This is a genomic window from Herbaspirillum sp. YR522 (assembly GCF_000282575.1).
In the GTDB taxonomy this organism is placed as follows: Bacteria; Pseudomonadota; Gammaproteobacteria; order Burkholderiales; family Burkholderiaceae_D; genus Herbaspirillum.
Window position 1 is genome coordinate 1 of record NZ_AKJA01000007.1, and the last position, 17,074, is coordinate 17,074.

Genomic DNA, 17,074 nt, shown 5'->3' on the forward strand with positions numbered 1-17,074 from the left:
GGGTGAGCGGCTGCTGCCGATGCTCACCGAGCGCGCGCGCCAGCTCAAGATCGACAACGGCATGAACCCCGAGGCCGAGATGGGTCCGGTCATCACCCGCGAGGCGGTGCAGCGCATCGAGTCGTATATCGCCTCCGGCGTGGAGCAGGGCGCCAAGCTGATCCTCGATGGGCGCAACCACAAGGTGGCCGGTCACGAGGGCGGTTACTTCGTCGGTGGCACGCTGTTCGATCACGTCACGCCCGAGATGAAGATCTACCAGGAAGAAATCTTCGGCCCGGTATTGTCCTGCACCCGTGTGGCCAGCTTCGACGATGCCGTCGACCTGATCAACAGGCACCAGTTCGGCAACGGCGTGTCGTGCTTCACCAGCGATGGTGGCGTGGCGCGTGAATTCGGGCGCCGCATCCAGGTCGGCATGGTCGGCATCAATGTGCCCATTCCGGTGCCGATGGCCTGGCACGGCTTCGGCGGCTGGAAGTCGAGCCTGTTCGGCGATACCCACGCCTATGGCGAAGAGGGCGTGCGCTTCTACACGCGCCAGAAGTCGATCATGCAGCGCTGGCCCAACAACATCAAGAAGGGCGCCGACTTCGCCATGCCGACGGCGCACTGAACCAGATCGTCGAGATGGAAAGCGGGCTCCCCGGAGCCCGCTTTTTTATTGCGCCACGCCCGGCCTCAGGAAATCTGCTGCAGCGTGATCGCCTCGTCAAACACTTCACTGCCGGGATTGACGTATACCTTCGGCGACGCCCCCAGCCGCGCCGACAGCTCTTGCGCCAGTTCCAGCAGCTTGCCCCGCAACAACGCGCTGGCAGCCGGGTCGAAGCGCAGCGTCAAGCCGAAGATCGTCATCGCGCCCACCAACCGGTCGCCGGCCCCGAACACCGGCGCCGACATCGACGACGAGTGCGCATTGTTGATGCCGACCGAAATGGCGACATAACGTCCGCCCGAGCGCGCGGCATTGCCCGGCACCGAGAAGAAGCGCAATACCTGGGACGCCGAGGTCTGGTCCAGCGCAAACAGCGAGCCAGCCTTGACGGTGGCCTTGACCGACTCGGGCGACTCGGCCGCGTACAGGCACAGCCGCTGGTCTTGCTGGGTGATATAGAAGGCGGTGCTTTCGCCGGTCTCCTTCACCAGCTTTTCCAGCGTCGGCATGATGAAGTCGGCATAGTCGAAGCGCGCCTCGAAGGCCTTGCCCAACTGGTATGCCTTGGGGCCGAGCTGGTAGGTGGCGTCGGCGCGCTGGATCACGAAGCCCTGCTTGATGAACGACATCAGGTAGCGATGGATCACGCTCTTGAACAAACCGGTGCGCTGTTCCAGTTCGGACAGCCCGAAGCGCTCGGGCGCATCGATGAACGCGGCGAGGATGGCCAGGCTGCGTTCGGCGCCCAATACGGTACGGTCGGGTGGACTTTCCTGTTCTTTCAGCCGCGATTTCGGGGTCTCAGAGGCCATATTCATCATTTGATTTCGTTTTTCGCATTGGCGGTGAGCGTATCACTTTTTGCTGCTCTTGCAGCGCACCAGAAACAGGCTTTTAACGCCCGCTTTCGCACTCCGAAGGGGAGTCTCCCGGCGCATGCAACAAATCTTGCACTGCATCGATGCAGGCGATAAGTAATTGAAAAATAACGATAAAAAATCCTTGTTATGAAATCATAACGCCATTATGATTTATTTCAGAGCTTGTTGAACCTCACCACCGGGAAAGGATGGAACATGAAACTGGCACTCCACGCGAAGACGCACCTGGGCATGGCCGCGGCCCTGCTTTCGTTGGCTTTTTCTACCGCCGCACACGCCGACCGACTGGCCGATATCAAGGCCCGCGGCACCCTCATCTGTGCCACCCTGACCAGTAGCGAACCGGTCGGCTTCGTCGACCCGCAGACGCGCCAGGTGGTGGGTTTCGACGTCGACATGTGCGCCGGCGTGGCGCGTGAGCTGGGCGTGAAGCTGGAGCAGAAGGGCGTCTCGGTCGAGGCCCGGATTCCGGAATTGACACTAGGCCGGGTCGACCTGGTGGTGGCGGCACTGGGCTACACCAAGGAGCGCGCACAGCAGATCGACTTCAGTTCGATCCACTACCAGACGCCGATCAAGCTGGTGGCCCGCGCCGACGGCCCCTTCAACAAGATCGAGGACGTCGCCGACAAGCGCATCAGCGCCAACAAGGGCTCGACCCCCGAACTGTATGCCCGTCGCCAGTTTCCCAAGGCCACCATCCTGACCTTCCAGGACAGCCCGGCGGCGTTCCTGGCACTGGCGCAAAACAAGGTGCAGGCACTGGCGATCTCGCAACCGTCGGGCGTACGTTTCGTCAACGAAGGCAGCGGCAAGTACAAGTTCCTGGATGGCGCGCTGTACTTCGAACCGACCGGCATGGGCATCAAGAAGGGCGAGCCGGCGCTGCTGGCGGCCGTCAACGAGGCCCTCGACAAGATGGAAAAAGCCGGTGAGATCGACAAGAACTGGAACAAGTGGTTTGGCCCCGGCACCAAGTACAACATCGTGCGCGAGAAGAAACTGGCCCCGGTCAGCGCTTTCGAATAAACCGGTTCGTCCGATGGACTGAATCGATGGGACGCCGGCCCGCCCGGCGTCCCCCGGGGTCTCTTGGCCCCGCCATGGCGATCGTTGTTGCGCCCCGTAACGCACGCCGCCAGACCACTTCGCAGGAAGGCAAACAACATGCATCTCGATTTCAGTGCGGTCTTGCAGGGCCAATACCTGGACTGGCTGATCAAGGGCGCCTTGACCACCTTGTGGCTGTTCGCCACCGCCTGGGTGTGTGCGTTCGTGCTGGCCATCTTCCTGGTCGCGCTGCGCATGCTGCAGCTGCGCCCGCTCGAATGGCTGATCTCGGCATTCGTCAATTACCACCGCAACGTCCCCGGCCTGGTCCAGATCTTCGTCTGGTACTTCGGCATTCCCGAACTGCTGCCGGCGGTCATCACCGATTTCATCAACGACCACAACGGCGAATTCATCTTCGCGCTGATCGCCATCTCGCTCAATTCGGCCGCCTACATGTCGGAAGACCTGCGCAGCGGCATGCGGTCGGTGGCCGGCACCCAGCTCGAAGCGGCGCGCGCGCTCGGCTTGAACTATGTGCAGTCCATGCGCGACGTGCTGCTGCCGCAGGCCATCCGCATCTCGGTGCCGCCGCTGGTGAACCAGTCGCTGAGCCTGTTCAAGTCGACCAGCCTGGCCATGGCCATCGGCGTGGCCGAGATGACGTATTCCAGCCGCCAGATCGAGAACGAGACCTATCGCACCTTCGAGACCTTTGCGCTGGCCTCGGTCTTCTACCTGCTGATGTCGTGGACCATCATGGCCGCCGGCGCCTATTACAACAACCGGAACCTGAAGTCGGGGGCGCGTTGAAATGATCGATGACTTCATCTCCATCCTGTCGACCTACGGCTTGCAGCTGCTGATCGGCGAATTTCCCCATGGCGCCCTGGGCGGCCTGGCGCTGACCCTGATCCTGGCCGTCACCGGCCTGGTGTGCGCCTTCCCGCTGGCGGTGCTGTGCGGCATCGCCCGCACCAGCACGCTCAGGTGGATCGCCGCCCCGGCCGCGATGCTGGTGCACACCGTGCGCGGCTTGCCGGTATTGATGCTGATCTTCTGGGCCTACTTCATCGTGCCGCTGCTGACCGGCAAGTCGATCTCCGGCACCACCACCCTGATCTGTGCCCTGATCGCCTACGAGACCGCTTTCCTGGGCGAGGTGATCAAGGCCGGCATCCAGGCCATTCCCCGTGGCCAGGTCGAGGCGTCGCGCTCGCTGGGCATGAGCTACTTCAGGACCATGCGCGAGATCGTGCTGCCGCAGGCGATGTTCAACATGATCCCGAGCATCCTGAACCAGCTCATCTCGCTCATCAAGAACACCTCGCTGGCCTACATCATCAGCGTCAACGAATTGACCTACGCCGCCTACCAGGTCAATGCCCAGCTGCTGACCGAGCCGTTCCAGGTCTATTTCCTGCTGGCGCTGATCTACTTCGCCATCTGTTATGCGCTCAGTTCGCTGGTGGGCCTGGCCGAGCGCCGCATCAAAGACAAACGTCAATTCAGGAGTGCTTGATGATCCGATTCAATAACGTCAACAAGTGGTACGGCGACTATCACGCCCTGCGCAACGTCAGCGAAGAGATCCGGCGCGGCGAGGTGGTGATCGTGTGCGGCCCGTCCGGCTCGGGCAAGTCGACCCTGATCCGCACCGTGAACCGGCTCGAGCCGATCAATGACGGCAACATCTACGTCGATGGCCAGGACGTGCACGGCAATGGTGTCGATATAAACCGCTTGCGCAGCCGCATCGGTTTCGTGTTCCAGTCGTTCAACCTGTTTCCGCACATGAGCGTGGTGCGCAACGTGATGCTGGCCACCATGCGGGTGCTGAAGCTGTCCGACAAGGACGCCCGGGCCGCCGCCATGGTGCTGCTCGACAAGGTCGGCCTGGCCAACAAGGCCGACGCCTTTCCCGGCCAGTTGTCGGGAGGCCAGCAGCAGCGCGTGGCGATTGCCCGCGCGCTGGCCATGAAGCCGCCGGTGATGCTGTTCGACGAGCCGACCTCGGCGCTCGACCCGGAAATGGTGGGCGAGGTGTTGCAGGTCATGAAGCAGCTCGCTGCCGAAGGCATGACCATGGTCTGCGTCACCCACGAGATGGGCTTTGCCCGCGAAGTGGCCGACCGCCTGCTCTTCATGGCCGACGGCGAAGTGCTCGAGCGCGCCACGCCGCAGGACTTCTTCGAACGGCCGCAGCATCCGCGGGCGCAGAAATTCGTCGCCGACATCCGCCACGCCTGAACCGCATTGGGCCGACATCAGCGGCCATCCACGCCAACAATCCACGAGAATCATCAACCAGACCATCATGGCATTCATCTCAGATTCCCTTTCCCGCATCAAGCCCTCGGCCACCATCGCGGTCAGCCAGAAGGCGCGCGAGCTCGCCGCGCAGGGCCGCAACGTCATCGCCCTCAGTTCCGGCCAGCCCGACTTCGACACGCCAGACAATATCAAGCAGGCCGCCTTCGAGGCGATCCGTCGCGGCCAGACCAAGTACACCGCGGTGGCCGGCATCACCGAACTGCGCGAGGCTGTCGTTGCCAAGTTCAAGCGCGAGAACCAGCTCGACTATACGGTGGCGCAGACCATCGTCTCCAATGGCGGCAAGCAGGTCATCGCCAACGCCCTGATGGCGACCGTCAATCCGGGCGACGAAGTCATCGTGCCGGCGCCGTACTGGGTGTCGTATCCCGAACTGGTGGCGCTGTGCGGCGGCGTGCCGGTGTTTGCGCGGGCCAGCCGCGCCAACAACTACAAGTTGCGCCCGCAGGAACTGGAAGAAGCGATCACGCCGCGTACCAAATGGGTCATGTTCAATTCGCCCTGCAACCCCAGCGGCGCGGCCTATACCCGTGCCGAGCTGGAAGCGCTGGCCGAGGTCTTGAAGCGCCATCCGCATGTGTGGATCCTGGCCGACGACATCTATGAGCACCTGGTGTACGACGGCTTCCGGTTCACCACCCCGGCGCAGATCGCGCCCGAGCTGGTCGAGCGCACGCTGACCATGAACGGCGTGTCGAAGGCCTATGCGATGACCGGCTGGCGTATCGGCTACGCCGCCGGCCCGGCGCAACTGATCAAGGCCATGGAAAAGATCCAGGGCCAGATGACGTCGGGCGCCTGCTCGGTGTCGCAATGGGCCGCCGTGGAAGCGCTCAGCGGTCCGCAGGATTACATCCATGGCAGCCGCAAGGTGTTCCAGGAGCGTCGCGACCTGGTGGTGTCGATGCTGAACCAGGCCAGCGGCCTGGATTGCCCGGTGCCCGAAGGCGCCTTCTATGTCTTCCCGTCGTGCGAGGCGCTGCTGGGCAAGCGCACCGAGACCGGACGGGTCATCGAGACCGACGAAGACTTCGTGTCCGAACTGCTCGAGGCCGAAGGGGTGGCGCTGGTGCACGGCAGCGCCTTCGGCCAGGGGCCCAACTTCCGCCTGTCGTATGCCGACTCGACCGAGCGCCTGCGCGACGCCTGCACCCGCGTGCAGCGCTTCTGCGGCAGCCTGCGCTGATTTCAACCGTATTGCCAGAGGAGAGCATCGTGTCCGTGGGATTCCGTATTTTCGAACGTCAGCGCAAGGTCGCCGACCAGGTGGTGCAACAATTCTCGGTCATTCCGGTGGCCAACATCAGCGATTCGATGGCGCGCATGTCGGCCGGCGGTGCGCGCCTGCGGGCATTGCATCGCGGCGCCAGGCTGGCCGGCGCGGCCATCACCGTCAAGTCGCGCCCGGGCGACAACCTGATGGTGCACAAGGCGCTCGACATGGCCGAGCCGGGCGATATCGTGGTGGTCGACGCCGGGGGCGACCTGTCCAACGCCATCATCGGCGAACTGATGGTGGCGCTGGCGATCCAGCGCAAGCTGGGCGGGATCGTCATCAATGGTGCCGTGCGCGACCTGGATGCGATCCAGGCCGGGGACTTTCCGGTATTCGCCGCTGGCGTGACCCATCGCGGCCCCTACAAGGATGGCCCGGGCGAGATCAATGTGCCCATCGCCATCGACGGCATGGTGGTGCGTCCCGGCGACCTGGTGGTGGGCGACAGCGATGGCCTGCTGTGCGTGGCCTACGAAGACCTCGATGCCGTGTATGCCGCGGCCAAGGCAAAGAACGACGCCGAGGCGGCGCAGATGGCTGCCATCGCCGCCGGCACCAGCGACCGCAGCTGGGTCGACCAGGCGCTGCAGAAACTGAACTGCGAGTATGTCGCCGCTGGTTGATACGGCTTCGCCGCACCTGCAGGTGCGTGCGCAATGGCTGGCATTGCAGCGGGAGGACGTGCTGGAGCCGGAACTGCCCATCATCGATGCCCATCACCACCTGTGGGACCGCCCCGGCGGACGCTACCTGCTCGATGAACTGCTGCTCGACCTGGGTGCCGGCCACCGTGTGACCGGCACGGTCTTCGTGCAATGCCGCACCATGTATCGCCAGCACGGGCCACAGGCGCTGCGACCGGTGGGCGAGGTCGAGTTCATCGAAGGTATCGCAGCGCAATCGGCGTCGGGCCGGCATGGCCCGGCCCGGGCCTGCGCCGCCATCGTCGGCTTTGCCGACCTGATGCTGGGCGAGCAGGTGGTGCCGGTGCTGCATGCGCTGGAGGCGGCGGGCAATGGACGCCTGCGCGGCATCCGCAATACCACCGCCTGGCATGCCGACGCCGCCATTCGCAGCAACCCCGTGCCGCCGCCGCCGGGCATGTTGCTGGAGCCGGGTTTCCAGGCCGCGACCCGCCGCTTGCCGGCGCATGGCCTTACGCTCGACGTCTGGGCCTATCACACCCAGCTCGACGAGGTCCTGGCGCTGGCCCGGGCCTGTCCTGCGACCACCATCGTGCTCGATCACGTGGGTGGCCCACTGGGCGCCGGGCCGTACCGGGGGCGCCAGGCCGAGGTATTTCGCCACTGGCGCGACGCCATGCGCAAGCTTGCGGCGCTGCCCAATGTACGCCTGAAACTGGGCGGACTGGGCATGCCCGTGGGCGGCTGGGACTTTCATTTGCGCGAGGTGCCGCCCGCCTCGGAAGTGCTGGCCGCGGCGTGGCGCCCGTGGATCGAGACCGCCATCGACCTGTTCGGCCCGCCGCGCTGCATGTTCGAAAGCAACTTCCCGGTGGACAAGGGCATGTTCGGCTACGTCGCCGTCTGGAACGCATTCAAGCGTTTGACTGCGATAATGTCGCCTGCCGAGCGCACCTGCCTGTTCAGTGGCACCGCGCAAGAGACTTATCGCATTTAGCAACGCAAACAGCAGAGGGTGAAAGTGCAAGCAAAGATCAGTGCCATGCCGGACATGGATGGTTTGCCGGCCAGGCAGCGCATGCTGGCCATCGTGACCTTGGTCCTGGCGGTGGCCATTGCAGTGATGGATGGCTCCATCGCCAACCTGGCGCTGCCCACCATCGCGCGCGACATGATGACCACCGAGGCCGATGCCATCTGGATCATCAACAGCTACCAGATCGCGCTGGCCGTGTTCCTGCTGCCGCTGGCGTCGCTGGGCGAGGTGGTCGGATATCGCAAGGTATACCTGACCGGGCTGGTGCTGTTTACGCTGGCCTCGCTGGCCTGCGCGGCCAGCGACACCATGCTGCAGTTGAGCCTGGCGCGGGTGTTGCAGGGCATGGGGGCGGCCGGGATCCTCAGCGTCAACACGGCACTGATCCGCTTCATCTATCCCAGCCATATGCTGGGCCGCGCCATCGGCTACAACGCCCTGGTGGCCGGTACGGCCACGGCATTGGGGCCGACGGTGGCCGGCGCCATCCTGCATTTCGCTTCCTGGCACTGGCTGTTCCTGATCAATATCCCGCTGGGCCTGCTGGCCTTGTTCATCGGCATGAAGGCGCTGCCGATGAACCCGCTGTCGCGCCGCAGGTTCGATCACAAGAGCGCGCTGGTATGCATGCTGTTCGTTGGGCTGCTGCTCTACACGATAGACGCCATCGGCCACGTCGAAGGCGGCGCCACGGTGCTGGTGTGCGCGGTGCTGACGGTGACCAGCCTGGTGGTGCTGCTGAAGGTGCAGAGCACCTCGGCACCGATGCTGCCGCTGGACCTGCTGCGCATCCCGCTGTTTGCGTTATCGATCGGCACTTCGTTCTGTTCCTTTGCGGCCCAGATGGCCAGCTTCGTGATGTTGCCGTTCATGCTGCAGAACCAGCTCGGCATGGGTGCCGGCCGCGCCGGGCTGCTGTTGACGGCATGGCCGATCGCGGTGGCGCTGACCGGGGTGGTCGCCGGCAAGCTCTCCGACCGGGTATCGGCGGGTCTGCTGGGCGGCATCGGGCTGGCGATCATGAGTGCCGGCCTGTTGATGCTGCTGATGGTGGGCCAGGGCACGCCCGACGGCGTCATTGCCGCCCTGTTTGCCGTCTGCGGCTTGGGCTTCGGATTGTTCCAGTCACCCAACAACCGCACCATCATCAGCTCGGCGCCGCGTGCGCGCACCGGCGGTGCCAGCGGCATGCTGGGTACCGGGCGCCTGATGGGGCAGAGCCTGGGCGCCTCGGTGGTGGCGCTGTTGCTCACGGTGTCGTCGGCGCCGTACCAGCTGGTGCTGGTCTGCTCGGCCGCGCTGGCCGGCGCGGCGTGCCTGGTGAGCCTGTCGCGCATCCGCTATCACGGACGGTGATGTCGGCTCGGCGCCGACGCCAGGGCGCCTATACCTTGGTGCCTGGGTGCTGCGCCAGCGGGACGAACTTGCCCGTCGATGCGTCCAGCGCATCGATCGACCCCGACTCGATATCGTAGACCCAGCCGTGCAAGGTTACCCGCCCTTGTGCCAGCGCCACGGCCACCGACGGATGGGTGCGCAGGTTGTTCAACTGGGCCACCACGTTCTGGCGCACCATGCCATCGATGCGTTCGGCTTCGGTGGGGTGGTTGTGCGACTCGTTGATCATGCGGGCCGCATCGGCGTAATGCAGCCAATGCTTCACGGCCGGCATGTGGTCCAGGCAGGCGCAGGTGGCAACGGCCTTCATGGCGCCGCAATCGGAGTGGCCGCAGATGACGATATCGGACACCTGCAGTGCCGACACCGCGTATTCGACGGTGGCGCTGACGCCGCCCGGCTCGGGCCCGAACGATGGCACGATATTGCCGGCATTGCGGATGACGAACAGCTCGCCCGGCTCGCGTTGGGTCACCAGTTCGGGCACCATGCGGCTGTCGGAACAGGAAATGAACAGCGCCTTGGGGGTCTGGCCGCTGGCCAGCGTCTTGAACAGTTCCTTGCGTTCGGGAAACACCTCCTGCTGGAACCGCAGGAATCCACTGATGATATCTTGCATGGCGAAAATCTTATTGAATGGGGGAGTGCCGCATTATCGCCTGCATTCGTCCTGGCCTGCCAGCCTGGCCGACTGAGGCAATGCGCTACCGAGCATACGGCGTGGTCGTCACCAGCGCCGGTCGAGAAACCAACCACCGGGAGAACCGATGAGCGATCTGCAGCAACGCATCAGCAACAGCTTCAATGCCCAGGGCCTGATGGCGACGCTGGGTGCGCAACTGGCCTCGGTGGCCGATGGCGAAGTGCAGATCGCCTTGCCGTTCTCGGCCCACCTGAGCCAGCAACATGGTTACCTGCATGCCGGTGCTACCACCAGTATCCTCGACAGCGCCTGTGGTTATGCGGCGCTGACCAGGGCGCCGGCCGGGCATGAAGTGGTCAGCGTCGAATTCAAGATCAACCTGCTGCGCCCGGCCATCGGCGAGCGCTTCGTGGCCATCGGACGGGTGCAGAATGCGGGCCGCACGTTGATCATCTGCAACGGCGAGGTGCTGGCCATGCGCGACGGTGCGCGCAAGGTGGTGGCGCTGACGCAGGCGACCATGATGGCGGTGGCGGCGTGACAAGCCGGCGCCGGCCTAGCGTGCCGGCACTGCGATGGCGGCCTTGAGGAACCATGACAGCACCGATTCGGCCGTCTTCTCGTCGACCATGTCGGGGGCGCAACGGTGCGAGAAGCTCACGCCTTCGCACAGCGCCATCAGGCCGATGGCGATCTCGCGCGGCGGGGCGGCCGGGACGGTGCCGGTCAGGCGGGAATAGATCTCGACGAATTCGGCGATCTGGGTATAGCGCTCTTCCAGGAAGCCATTGAACTGGGCGCGGAATTTTTCATCGCGCAAGGCGACGATACGCGCTTCCATCCATAACAGGCTGCATTTATCGGCCTTGAACAGGCTGGCGTAATAGCTGGCAACTTGTTGCTGCAGCACCATGGGGTCGGCCACGGGGCCACTGAGCAGCCGGTGGAAGTCCTGGTCGATGCTCTCGTCTTCGCGTCGCAGCAGCTCGAAGAAGAGTTCGGTCTTGTCTTCGAAGTTGGAATAGAAGGCGCCCCGGGAATACCCGGCCGCACCGCTGATATCTTCCACGCTGGCCAGTGCCAATCCCTTTTGCGTAAATACCGCGTGGGCTGCATCGAGCAGCCTTTCCCTGGTCTGCTCCCGGCTTTGCTCGCGGCTGAGTCGTTGGCGTGTCATGGGCTGAATTCTAACAGGTGCGTATTCAAATACAAGGTTGCATTTGAATTCATAACTGAATTAGAATGCGAAAAACTCGAATTATGTCGATGGTTCGGCGCCCACGCCAGTCCGGACATTCACATTCCAAGAAAGGAACGTCGTGACGCTTGCCTTCCATCTCCGCTTGCGCAGCCTGCCTGCGCGCGCCCTGTCGATGCTGCCCCTGGTGCTCCTGATCGCCGCCTGCAGCAAGCCCGAACCGGTGCCCGACACGCCGCGTGAAGTCGTCGTGCTGCAAGCCCGGCAGCGCCAGGGTGCGCAGATGCTGCGCCTGCCTGCCGAAGTGCAGTCGCGTTTTGTCACGGCCATGTCGTTCCGGGTGGCGGGAAAGTTGGCGCAGCGGCGGGTCCACCTTGGCGATAAGGTCAGGAAGGGCCAGTTGCTGGCACGACTCGATCCGGTCGACGCCGACTACAACGCCGCCAGCGCCCGTGCCGACCTCGACTCGGCGCGCCAGCACCTCGACGCTGCGGCCAAGCAGCTCAAGCGAGATACCGAACAGGCCGGCGAAAACCTGATCAGCGCACAGCAACTGGAGCAAAGCCAGGATGCGCACGCCGCCGCGCAGGCCCAGTTCAAGGCTGCGCAGGCGCGCGCCGGGGTGGCCGGCAACCAGCGCAACTACACCGAGCTGGTGGCCGATCGCGATGGCGTCATCAGCGCCGAACAGGCCAATACCGGCGACGTGCTGGCCGCGGGCCAACCGGTCTACTCGCTGGCCTGGGCCGGTGCGGTCGATGTCATCACCGATGCCGCCGAAGGCCAGGTCGCGCGCATCAGGGCCGGCGCGCCTGCCACCGTCACCCTGGCGGCCTTGCCAGGCCGCAGCTTCAACGGTCGGGTGCGCGAGATCAGTCCGGCGGCCGATGCGCAAAGCCGCACCTACCGCGTCAAGGTGACGCTGGAACAAGCCGACCCGGCAGTGCTGCTGGGCATGAGCGGCGAAGTGCTGATCGCCAACCAGGACACGTCGGCCGCGCCGCTCACGGTGCTGCCGGCCACCGCCCTGTTCCACCAGGGCGACAAGCCGGCGCTGTGGATCGTGCGCAGTGACGGCCAGCTCGAACTGCGGCCGGTGACGGTGGCCGCCTACGGCGAGCGCAGCATCTCGCTCACGCAAGGCGTGGCCGCCGGCGAACAGGTGGTGGTGCAGGGCGTGCATACCCTCACCGCCGGCGAGAAGGTCAAGCCGATCGCGCCGCTGCACGCCGAGGACTTCGCATTATGAGCGCGCCGGGCCGTTTCAACCTGTCGTCCTGGACCTTGCAGCACCAGGCGCTGGTGACCTTCATCCTGGCGCTGGTGACCCTGCTGGGCATCGGTTCCTACAGCAAGCTGTCGCAGTCGGAAGACCCGCCGTTCACCTTCAAGGTGATGGTGATCCAGACCGATTGGCCGGGCGCCACCGCGCGCCAGGTGCAAGAGCAGATCACCGACCGCATCGCCCGCAAGCTGCAGGAGACCCCGGACGTCGACTTCCTGCGCAGCTATTCGCGCGCCGGCCAGTCGCAGCTGTTCTTCACCATCAAGGACACCGCGCCGGCGGCGCAGGTGCCCAAGACCTGGTACGAGGTGCGCAAGAAAGTGGGTGACATTGCCGCCACCTTGCCCCAGGGCGTGCAGGGTCCGTACTTCAACGATGAATTCGGCGACGTCTATACCAACATCTATGCGCTCGAAGGCGATGGCTTCTCGCCGGCGCAATTGCGCGACTACGCCGACCAGTTGCGCGGCGAATTGCTGCGGGTACACGGCGTGGGCAAGATCGATTACTTCGGCGAACGCAACCAGCGCATCTATATCGATATCTCGAACGCGCAGATGACCCGCCTGGGCATCAGCCCGCAGCAACTGGCCGATGCCATCGGCGGCCAGAACGCGGTGGTGCCGGGCGGGCTCATCACCGCCAGCGACGATCGCGTCTACGTGCGGCCCACCGGCCAGTTCACCGACATGGAGTCGCTGGCCAACAAGATCATCCATATCAACAATCGCAACTTCAGGCTGGGCGACATCGCCACCATCACGCGCGGCTACGACCAGCCGCAGGAGCAGGAAATGCGCTCCAACGGCAAGCCGGTGCTGGGCATCGGCGTGACCATGCAGCCCGGTGGCGACGTCATCCGCCTGGGCCAGGCACTCGACTCGCGCACCGAGCAATTGCGCAAGCGACTGCCGGCCGGGCTGACCCTGACGCCGGTGTCGAGCATGCCGCATGCGGTGGCCAAGTCGGTCGACGACTTCCTCGAGGCGGTGGCCGAGGCAGTGGCCATCGTGCTGGTGGTGAGCCTGGTGTCGCTGGGCCTGCGCACCGGCATGGTGGTGGTGATCTCGATTCCCATCGTGCTGGCGGTCACCGCCCTGTTCATGGATATGCTCGACATCGGGCTGCACAAGGTGTCGCTGGGCACCCTGGTGCTGGCCCTGGGCTTGCTGGTGGACGACGCCATCATCGCCGTCGAGATGATGGCGGTGAAGCTCGAGCAGGGCTGGAACAAGCGCCGTGCCGCCGCCTTCGCCTATACCAGCACCGCCTTCCCGATGCTGACCGGGACCCTGGTGACGGTATCGGGCTTCCTGCCGATCGCGCTGGCCAAGTCGGGCACCGGCGAATATACGCGCTCGATCTTCGAAGTCTCGGCCATCGCGTTGCTGCTGTCCTGGCTGGCGGCGGTGATCCTGATCCCATTGCTGGGCTATCACATCCTCAAGGAAAAGCCGGGTGCGCTGAGCGACGAACAGATCGCCGCCAACCCGCATGCCGGGCATGACGAGGAAGACCACGACCACCCGATCTACCAGACCCGCATCTACGTGCGGCTGCGGCGCGCCGTGGCCTGGTGCGTGGTGTACCGGGGCCGGGTGGTGCTGGCCACGACGGTGCTGTTCATCGCGTCGCTGGCTGCCTTCGGCCTGGTGCCGCAACAGTTCTTCCCGAGCTCGGACCGGCCCGAACTGCTGATCGACCTGCACCTGCCGGAGCGCGCCTCGTTCGAGGCCACCCAGCGCGAGGCCGATCGCATGGAGGCGGTGCTCAAGGGGCGTGCCGAGGTCGATCATGTGGTCAGTTTCGTGGGCACCGGCGCACCGCGGTTCTACCTGCCGCTGGACCAGCAACTGGCCAGCGCCAACTTCGCCCAGTTCGTGGTCACGGCCAGGTCGGTGGCAGATCGCGAGGCATTGGCGCGTGCGCTGGAGGCGCCGTTACGCGAGCAGTTCGGTGGCCTGCGTACCCGCATCACGCGCCTGGAAAACGGGCCGCCGGTGGGTTTCCCGGTGCAGTTCCGCGTCAGCGGCGAGCAGATCCCCAAGGTGCGGGCGATCGCCGAGCAGGTCGCCGCCGAGATCCGCAAGGAAAGCCGCGCCATCAACGTGCAGCTGGACTGGGACGAGCCGGCACAGCGTTCGGTATCGTTCGAGGTGGACCAGAAGCGCGCTGCCGAGCTGGGCTTGAGCTCGCAGCAGATCTCCAACTTCCTGGCCATGCAGTTGTCGGGCTTTACCGTCACCCAGTACCGCGAACGCGACAAGCTGATCAGCGTCGACTTGCGCGCGCCGCGCAGCGAGCGGGTCGATCCTTCGCGCCTGGGTACGCTGGCCATGCCGACGGCCAATGGCCCGGTGCCGCTGGCCACGCTGGGACAGTTCCACAACACGCTCGAGTATGGCGTGATCTGGGAACGCGACCGGCAACCGACCATCACCGTGCTGGCCGACGTGCGGGCGGGGGTGCAAGGCATCGACGTGACCAACAGCGTCAACCAGAAGCTCGACGCATTGCGGCGCGAGCTGCCGGTGGGATATCGCATCGACGTCGGCGGCCCGGTCGAGGAAAACGCAAAGGCGCAATCGTCGATCTCGGCCCAGATGCCGTTGATGATCATCGCCGTGCTGCTGTTGCTGATGGTCCAGCTGCAAAGCTTCGGGCGCACCATGATGGTGGTGCTAACCGCGCCGCTGGGATTGATCGGCGTGGTGGGGGCATTGCTGCTGTTTCACCAGCCGTTCGGCTTTGTCGCCATGCTGGGCACCATCGCCATGCTGGGCATCATCATGCGCAACTCGGTGATCCTGGTGGACCAGATCGAGCAGGATATCGGCGCCGGCCGGGCCCGCTTCGACGCCATCGTCGGCGCCACCGTGCGACGCTTCCGCCCGATCACGCTGACCGCGGCGGCTGCCGTGCTGGCGCTGATCCCGCTGTTGCGCAGCAATTTCTTCGGACCGATGGCCACCGCCCTGATGGGCGGCATCACCATCGCCACGGTCCTGACGCTGTTCTATCTGCCGGCCCTGTACGCACTGTGCTACAAGGTCAAGCCGGATGAAACCCATCACCACGACGCGCCAGCGCAGGGGAGCCACTGATGCGATCACGCCAACCGATCAAGCCGCAGCTGGCGGCACTGCTGGGCGTGCTGCTGCTGTCGGGCTGCGCGCTGGGGCCGAGCGGCGACGCGCCGGCCATGCCGCAGCCGGCGAACTACGCGGTGGAAGCGACGCCGGCATCGTTCGGCGCCGAGGGCGCGCGCCAGCATTTCGTGCTGGGCCAGCGTGCCGTGCCGCAGTGGTGGCAAGCCTATGGTGCGCCGGAACTGTCGGCCTGGGTCGACGAGGCGCTCAGGCACAATCACTCGCTGGCGCAGGCCGAGCACAGCCTGGCGGGGGCCAAGGAACAACTGCGGGCGCAACTGGGCGAGTCGCTCTGGCCGACCATCGATGCGGTCGGACAAGCCACCCGCCAGCGGGCGCTGGGCCTGCCCAATATCGGGCAACCGACCAACCTGTACAACGTCTTCGCGGGGCAATTGCGGGCCAGCTACACCTTCGACCTGTTCGGCGTGGAGCGCTTTGCCAACTCGGCCATGGCGGCCCAGGTCGATGCGCAGTCGTACCAGTTCGATGCGGCCCGTCGCACGCTGGCGGCCAATGTGGTCGTCAGCGCCATCAACGCGGCATCGCTGGCGGCGCAGGTGCGGCATACCGAACGCCTGGTGGCGCTGGCCGATACCGATGCGGCCGAGCTGCAGCGCCGCGCGGCCATGGGCGCGGTGCCGATCGACGAAGTGCTGGCCGCCCAAGCCAGCGCGCAATCGCTGCGCGCCAGCTTGCCGGGACTGAAGTCGCAATGGCAGGCCATGCGCCATGCGCTGGCGGTATTGATGGGGCGCACGCCCGACGCCGCTCCGCCCGATCTCGATATCGCCCTGCTGCGCCTGCCCGAACGGGTGCCATTGTCGATCCCGTCGGACCTGCTGCGCCAGCGTCCCGATATCCTGGCCGCCGATGCGGCGTTGAAGGTGGCGGCGGCCGAGGAAGCGCTGGCCACCGCCGAGATGTTCCCCAGCCTGTCCATCAATGCGTCGTTCGGCCAGTCGGGCTTTACCTGGGCGCGCGCCACCGGCGCCGCCGGCGCGGTGTGGGGGATCGGCGCCTCGCTGACCCAGCCGATCTTCCACGGCGGCGCCTTGAGTGCGCGCCGCCGCGCCGCACAGCAAGCCTACCTGGCCTCCGAGGACAATTATCGCCAGACCGTGCTCAACGCATTCCAGAACGTGGCCGACAGCCTGGTGGCGTTGACGCATGACGCCGATGCGCTGCAGGCGGCATCGGCTGCCCGCGGCCATGGCGAGCAGAGCTGGCGCAATGCGCAACGACGTTCGGCATTGGGCGCGGTGGCACCGGGCGCGGTGCGCGCCGGCGAACGGCAGTACCTGGATGCCCGTCTCGGCGAGATCCGGGCCACCGCCGCCCGCCTGGCCGCCACGGCGACGCTGTTCCAGGCGATGGGGGTCGGTATCGAGACTGCCCAGGCGGACGCACCGTGAGGCTTGACTGCAAGACCTGATTTCGGGCGGGCATCGGCTGGCCGGTCACCTCGTTGGCTTGCCAGCCGGCCAGCGCCGACGCGACGAACCAGCGGTGGCCACGGTGC

16 protein-coding genes are annotated in these 17,074 nt (G+C 65.4%); 13 read left to right on the forward strand and 3 right to left on the reverse strand.

The features are described 5' to 3' along the window. A partial coding sequence (locus tag PMI40_RS00440) for an aldehyde dehydrogenase family protein (RefSeq protein ID WP_008110993.1) occupies positions 1–616 on the forward strand: 616 nt, incomplete at its 5' end. 65 nt (positions 617–681) lie between these two features. Here PMI40_RS00440 and PMI40_RS00445 read toward each other — a convergent pair. Continuing rightward, on the reverse strand, positions 682–1,476 hold the full coding sequence (locus PMI40_RS00445) for an IclR family transcriptional regulator (RefSeq protein WP_238540866.1): 795 nt from the start codon (positions 1,474–1,476) through the stop codon (positions 682–684). A 258-nt stretch (positions 1,477–1,734) separates the two neighbouring features. Between PMI40_RS00445 and PMI40_RS00450 the strand changes: the two genes are divergently transcribed. From PMI40_RS00450 to PMI40_RS00485, 8 genes are all read left to right on the forward strand, one after another. Next, positions 1,735–2,568: an ABC transporter substrate-binding protein gene (locus PMI40_RS00450; protein WP_008110997.1), complete on the forward strand. Its 834-nt coding sequence runs from the start codon at positions 1,735–1,737 to the stop codon at positions 2,566–2,568. A 138-nt stretch (positions 2,569–2,706) separates the two neighbouring features. After that, positions 2,707–3,402 carry an amino acid ABC transporter permease gene (locus PMI40_RS00455; protein ID WP_008110998.1) on the forward strand — a complete coding sequence of 232 codons (696 nt, stop codon included), beginning with the start codon at positions 2,707–2,709 and terminating at the stop codon, positions 3,400–3,402. Position 3,403: 1 nt separating this feature from the next. Then, a complete protein-coding gene (locus PMI40_RS00460; RefSeq protein ID WP_008111001.1) occupies positions 3,404–4,111 on the forward strand; it encodes an amino acid ABC transporter permease in 708 nt (235 codons plus the stop codon). Beyond that, positions 4,111–4,839, forward strand: a complete 729-nt coding sequence (locus tag PMI40_RS00465) for an amino acid ABC transporter ATP-binding protein (protein ID WP_008111002.1) — start codon at positions 4,111–4,113, stop codon at positions 4,837–4,839. The genes PMI40_RS00460 and PMI40_RS00465 overlap by 1 nt, the downstream gene beginning before the upstream one ends. Positions 4,840–4,906: 67 nt before the next feature. Next, a complete protein-coding gene (locus PMI40_RS00470; protein WP_008111004.1) occupies positions 4,907–6,109 on the forward strand; it encodes a pyridoxal phosphate-dependent aminotransferase in 1,203 nt (400 codons plus the stop codon). Positions 6,110–6,138: 29 nt separating this feature from the next. Then, the gene (locus PMI40_RS00475; protein ID WP_008111006.1) at positions 6,139–6,822 is read left to right on the forward strand and encodes an RraA family protein; all 684 of its coding nucleotides are present in this window, start codon (positions 6,139–6,141) and stop codon (positions 6,820–6,822) included. After that, the gene (locus PMI40_RS00480; protein WP_008111007.1) at positions 6,806–7,840 is read left to right on the forward strand and encodes an amidohydrolase; all 1,035 of its coding nucleotides are present in this window, start codon (positions 6,806–6,808) and stop codon (positions 7,838–7,840) included. Before PMI40_RS00475 ends, PMI40_RS00480 begins: the two co-directional genes overlap by 17 nt. 45 nt (positions 7,841–7,885) lie before the next feature. Further along, the gene (locus PMI40_RS00485) at positions 7,886–9,235 is read left to right on the forward strand and encodes an MFS transporter (protein WP_040501453.1); all 1,350 of its coding nucleotides are present in this window, start codon (positions 7,886–7,888) and stop codon (positions 9,233–9,235) included. 28 nt (positions 9,236–9,263) lie between these two features. On the opposite strand, the gene PMI40_RS00490 is transcribed toward PMI40_RS00485, so the two are convergent. Further along, positions 9,264–9,896 (reverse strand): carbonic anhydrase, encoded by a 633-nt coding sequence (locus PMI40_RS00490; protein ID WP_008111011.1) that lies wholly within the window; start codon positions 9,894–9,896, stop codon positions 9,264–9,266. Between the two features lie 148 nt (positions 9,897–10,044). Here PMI40_RS00490 and PMI40_RS00495 point away from each other — a divergent pair, with 148 nt between their 5' ends. After that, positions 10,045–10,461, forward strand: coding sequence for a PaaI family thioesterase (locus PMI40_RS00495; protein ID WP_008111013.1), 417 nt, complete (start codon positions 10,045–10,047; stop codon positions 10,459–10,461). A 15-nt stretch (positions 10,462–10,476) separates the two neighbouring features. Here PMI40_RS00495 and PMI40_RS00500 read toward each other — a convergent pair whose 3' ends face one another. Beyond that, positions 10,477–11,097 carry a TetR/AcrR family transcriptional regulator gene (locus PMI40_RS00500; RefSeq protein ID WP_008111016.1) on the reverse strand — a complete coding sequence of 207 codons (621 nt, stop codon included), beginning with the start codon at positions 11,095–11,097 and terminating at the stop codon, positions 10,477–10,479. 196 nt (positions 11,098–11,293) lie between these two features. On the opposite strand from PMI40_RS00500, the gene PMI40_RS00505 reads away from it, so the two are divergent. Genes PMI40_RS00505 through PMI40_RS00515 form a run of 3 tightly spaced genes read left to right on the forward strand, consistent with a single transcriptional unit; the run spans position 11,294 to position 16,967 of the window. Then, positions 11,294–12,367, forward strand: coding sequence for an efflux RND transporter periplasmic adaptor subunit (locus PMI40_RS00505; RefSeq protein WP_040501454.1), 1,074 nt, complete (start codon positions 11,294–11,296; stop codon positions 12,365–12,367). Next, on the forward strand, positions 12,364–15,507 hold the full coding sequence (locus PMI40_RS00510) for an efflux RND transporter permease subunit (RefSeq protein WP_008111020.1): 3,144 nt from the start codon (positions 12,364–12,366) through the stop codon (positions 15,505–15,507). The genes PMI40_RS00505 and PMI40_RS00510 overlap by 4 nt, the downstream gene beginning before the upstream one ends. Next, the gene (locus PMI40_RS00515) at positions 15,507–16,967 is read left to right on the forward strand and encodes an efflux transporter outer membrane subunit (protein ID WP_008111021.1); all 1,461 of its coding nucleotides are present in this window, start codon (positions 15,507–15,509) and stop codon (positions 16,965–16,967) included. Before PMI40_RS00510 ends, PMI40_RS00515 begins: the two co-directional genes overlap by 1 nt. Positions 16,968–17,074 lie beyond the last annotated feature (107 nt).